The organism is Actinomycetospora sp. (assembly GCF_055612215.1).
On record NZ_JBVPVA010000176.1, the window covers coordinates 1 to 3,996 of the forward strand.

At 74.2% G+C, this 3,996-nt stretch carries 5 protein-coding genes; 1 reads left to right on the forward strand and 4 read right to left on the reverse strand.

Annotation, left to right across the window (positions count from 1 at the left end; all coding sequences use genetic code 11):
* On the reverse strand, positions 1-576 hold a 576-nt coding region (locus tag AC0CYZ_RS04895; RefSeq protein WP_472212900.1), incomplete at its 3' end, for a hypothetical protein.
* A 10-nt stretch (positions 577-586) separates the two neighbouring features.
* Here AC0CYZ_RS04895 and AC0CYZ_RS04900 point away from each other — a divergent pair.
* On the forward strand, positions 587-895 hold the full coding sequence (locus AC0CYZ_RS04900; protein ID WP_472212901.1) for a hypothetical protein: 309 nt from the start codon (positions 587-589) through the stop codon (positions 893-895).
* A gap of 265 nt (positions 896-1,160) precedes the next feature.
* On the opposite strand, the gene AC0CYZ_RS04905 is transcribed toward AC0CYZ_RS04900, so the two are convergent.
* The 3 genes from AC0CYZ_RS04905 to AC0CYZ_RS04915 all read right to left on the reverse strand — a co-directional run.
* Complete coding sequence (locus AC0CYZ_RS04905) at positions 1,161-2,450, reverse strand: lipopolysaccharide biosynthesis protein (RefSeq protein ID WP_472212903.1); 1,290 nt, start codon at positions 2,448-2,450, stop codon at positions 1,161-1,163.
* A 52-nt stretch (positions 2,451-2,502) separates the two neighbouring features.
* A complete protein-coding gene (gene gmd / locus AC0CYZ_RS04910) occupies positions 2,503-3,486 on the reverse strand; it encodes a GDP-mannose 4,6-dehydratase (protein ID WP_472212905.1) in 984 nt (327 codons plus the stop codon).
* Positions 3,483-3,996: NAD-dependent epimerase/dehydratase family protein (locus AC0CYZ_RS04915; protein ID WP_472212907.1), on the reverse strand; the 514-nt coding region annotated here is incomplete at its 5' end. The genes AC0CYZ_RS04915 and gmd, both read right to left, overlap by 4 nt.

Below are 3,996 nucleotides of genomic sequence, written 5' to 3' on the forward strand. Positions count from 1 at the left end.
CCCGGACGTCACCGACGCGGCCCTCGAGCCGGCCGGCGAGCCCGCCACCGAGCCCGCCACGCCGGGATCGGCCACCGCCTCGCCGGCGGCCAACCCCGCGACCCGGACCCGGAAGGCCCGCACGACGACCCCCGGCACCACGACCCCGGGCACCACGACCCCGGCCGCCACCGAGGCGGCGACGCCCGAGTCGGCCACACCCGAGTCGGCCACACCCGAGTCGGCCACCCCCGCGTCGGCCACGCCCGCGGCGGAGAAGCCCGCCCGGAAGCCGCGCGCCGCCCGCCGGAACGCCGCCACCACGCCCGCCGAGCCGGCACCCGCCGTCGAGGCCGGCGCGGCGTCGAGCTCGCCGGAGCCCACGAACGCCCCGCCGACCCGCACCGACGGCGCCCACGTCGAGCCGTCCGCCGCCAACGGCACCGGCCCGCACACGAACGGCGTCGCGTCGAACGGCGCCGCCCCCGCTCCGACGACGTCGACCGGCCACACCCCGAACGGCTCGACCGTGAACGGCTCGGCCTCGCCCGGCACGACGGCGGCCGCTGCCCGGACGGCCGAGGCTCGCGAGGTCACGACGTCCTCCGTGCCCGTCCCGGCCCCCAGCGACGAGGCCGCCGCGGCCCCGTCGTCGACGAACGGCACGAAGACGCGTGCCCGCCGGGCGACCCGCGCGACCAGTCAGGCGTCCGCCCCGGCCGACGCGACCACGACCGTCGAGGCCGAGGAGCCGGCCGAGGCGGAGAAGCCGGCGCGCGCCCGCACCACCCGCACGCGCACCCCACGGGCAGGCACCACCGGGCGTGGCCCGGACGCCGCCGAGACCGCGACCCGCCCGGCGCGCACGCGCGCCACCCGCACGAACCCGACGAGCACGCCGACGTCGGGCTCCTGACACCGGGAGTCATGGGACGACGCACACCACCGGCCGTGCGGATTTCCATGATCGACTGCCTGGTGGTGCCAGGCCGGGGACCGGTACTTCGGGAAGCGCGCTCCTCGTGGTGGTCGCTAGGCAGTTGATCATGGCGAGGGCACCGACCCGTCCGGTGCCCTCGTCATGATCAACCGCCTAGTGACTCCGGACCAGGACGTCCGCCGCGGCGAGGTCCGCCAGGCGGGCGGCCACCTCCTGCGGCGGGTGCAGCGGCAGCACGATGTCAGCTGATCTCCGGGCCCTCCGGGACGGCGGGGGTGACCCCGCCCGTGCCGTCGCGGCGGGCCCGCCGTGCGGCCAGCCCCAGCAGCACGAAGATCACGATCTGGCTGATCACGTATCCGACGGCGGCCCACACCGCCCCGCCCCACCAGGAGAGCACGAGGGTCGCGAGCAGGCCGATCGTCAGGCCCGTCGCGATCCCGACGGCGACCGCCCGCTGCCGGCCGCGGTTCTGCGCGATGACGGCGAACGGCTGGTTGAGGGTCACCACGGCGGCACCGACCGCGAGGATCGCGAACACCGTCCCGGAGCGGGCGTACTCGGGCCCGAGGAGCAGCGGGATGAGCGGCGGCCCGGCGACGGCGGCCACGAGCGGAGCCAGGCAGAGAGCCGCCCCGACCCGCAGGACGCGGCGCTCCTCGCCGCGCAACGCGGCCTCGTCGGCACCCGCCCGGGCCAGCCACGGCGAGGCCACCAGGCCGAGGGAGTTGGCGAGGAAGGTCAGCGGGCCGAGCAGCCGCCCGCCCGCGGCGTAGAGGCCGGCCTGGAAGGCGCCCGCGCCCGCCGTCACCAGCGGGGTGTCCAGTTGCTGGGCCGACGCGGCGAGGTTCGCCAACCCGAAGCCCAGCGCCTCCCGGTGGTGCCCGACGAGCTCGGACAGGCGACGTCGGCGCTCCCCCGCCGGGCCGAGGAACACGCGGTCGAGCAGCGCCTCGAGCAGGAACGACGCGGGCAGGGCGGCCGCGAGCGCCAGGGTGCCGGTCCCGACGAGGGCGAGGACGACCGCGATGACGAGCCCCCCGACCCGTCCCACGAGCTGGCCGGTCGACGCACGCGCGAAGCGCTCCCGGGCACGCAGCAGCCCGTTGGCGTTCTGCGCCTCCCACACCCCGACCCCGACGAACGCGAGGAGGACCGCACTGGGCAGATCGGGGGCGAGGGCGAGGCTCGAGGCGAGCCCGACGACGAGGAGCAGGACGAGCGCCCAGGGTCGCTTGGCGGCGACGACGGCGCGGGCCCGCGTCTCCTCGACGCGCCCGGCGGCCGTCTCCCGGACCAGGTAGTTGATCAGGCCGAGGTCGACGACGACGGCGGCGACCTGCCCGATCGCCGCGCAGGTGGCGACGAGTCCGAGCGTGGCGGGGGCGATCGAGCGGGCACCGACGACGTAGGTGACGCCGAGGACGAGCTGCCCGACCACGAGCGCGCCGGCCACCCCGCCGATGCGGCCGAGGAAGAGCGACAGCGTGCCGCCGGGCCGCCGGCCCGAGTCCGGCCCGGCGTCGGTCACGGAGCCGGGTGCGCCGGGGCCGGAGGCACGGGGGACGCTGCGGCCACTGCGGTCATCGGGTGGCGCCGACGTCCTGGAGCTCGGAGTCGACCATGATGTGGGCGAGCTGCTCGGGCATCGTCTGGGCCTTCCACCCGAGCTCGCGCTGCGCCTTCGAGGCGTCCCCGATCAGCGCGTCCACCTCGGTCGGGCGCAGGTAGCCCTCGTCGAACCGGACGTGGGCCTCCCAGTCCGCGCCGACGTGGTCGAAGCAGTACTGCACCCACTGGCGCACCGTGGTGGCCGTGCCGGTGGCGAGCACGTAGTCATCGGCGGTGTCGGCCTGCAGCATCCGCCACATGCCCTCCACGTACTCCGGGGCGAACCCCCAGTCCCGCACCGCGTCCAGATTGCCCAGGTAGACGAACTCCTCCTTGCCCTGCGCGATCCGCGCCGCCGCCCGCGCGATCTTCCGAGTCACGAAGGTCTCCCCACGCCGCGGCGACTCGTGGTTGAACAGGATCCCGTTCACCGCGAACATCCCGTGCGCCTCACGGTAGTTCCGCGCCATCCAGTACCCGTAGACCTTCGCCGCCCCATAAGGGCTGCGCGGGTAGAACGGCGTGGCCTCCGACTGCGGCGGCGGCGTCGCCCCGAACATCTCCGACGACGACGCCTGGTAGTAGCGGGTGTCGATCCCCACCATCCGGATCGCCTCGAGCAACCGCGTCGTCCCCACCCCGGTCGTGTTCCCGGTGTACTCCGGCTCGTCGAACGACACCCGCACGTGCGACTGCGCCGCCAGGTGGTACACCTCGTCGGGACGCACCTTCTCGATCAACGTCACCAACCGCGACGAGTCCGTCAGATCCCCGTAGTGCAGAACGAGGCGCTGCTCGGGATCGTGCGGATCCTGGTACAGGTGCTCGATCCGACCCGTGTTGAACGTCGAGGCACGCCGGATGATCCCGTGGACCTCATAGCCCTTCGACAACAACAACTCGGTCAGATACGAGCCGTCCTGGCCCGTGATCCCGGTGATGAGAGCGCGCTTCACGCGTCGGCCCCTTCTGTGGAGTCTGTGTTCACGTGGTGGTCCAGGTACCACTGATAGGTCGACGCGAGGCCCTCGGCGAGCCCGATCCGCGGTTTCCACCCGGTCGCGGCGATCCGCGACACGTCCAGCACCTTGCGCGGCGTCCCGTCCGGACGCGACGTGTCGTACACGATCTCCCCCGCGAACCCCACCGTCGCGGCCACCAGCGACGCCAGCTCCGCGATCGTCACGTCCTCCCCGGTGCCCACGTTGATCGGCGCCGGATCGTCGTAGACATCGAGCAGGTGCACACACGCCGCCGCCAGGTCGTCCACGTGCAGGAACTCCCGCCGCGGCGTCCCGGTCCCCCACACCGTCACGCTCGGCGCACCAGCGACCGTCGCCTCGTGGAACTTCCGGATCAACGCCGGCAACACGTGCGACGACTCCAGATCGAAATTGTCGCCCGGCCCGTACAGGTTCGTCGGCATCGCCGAGACCCACCGCGCCCCGTACTCCCGCCGGTAGGAC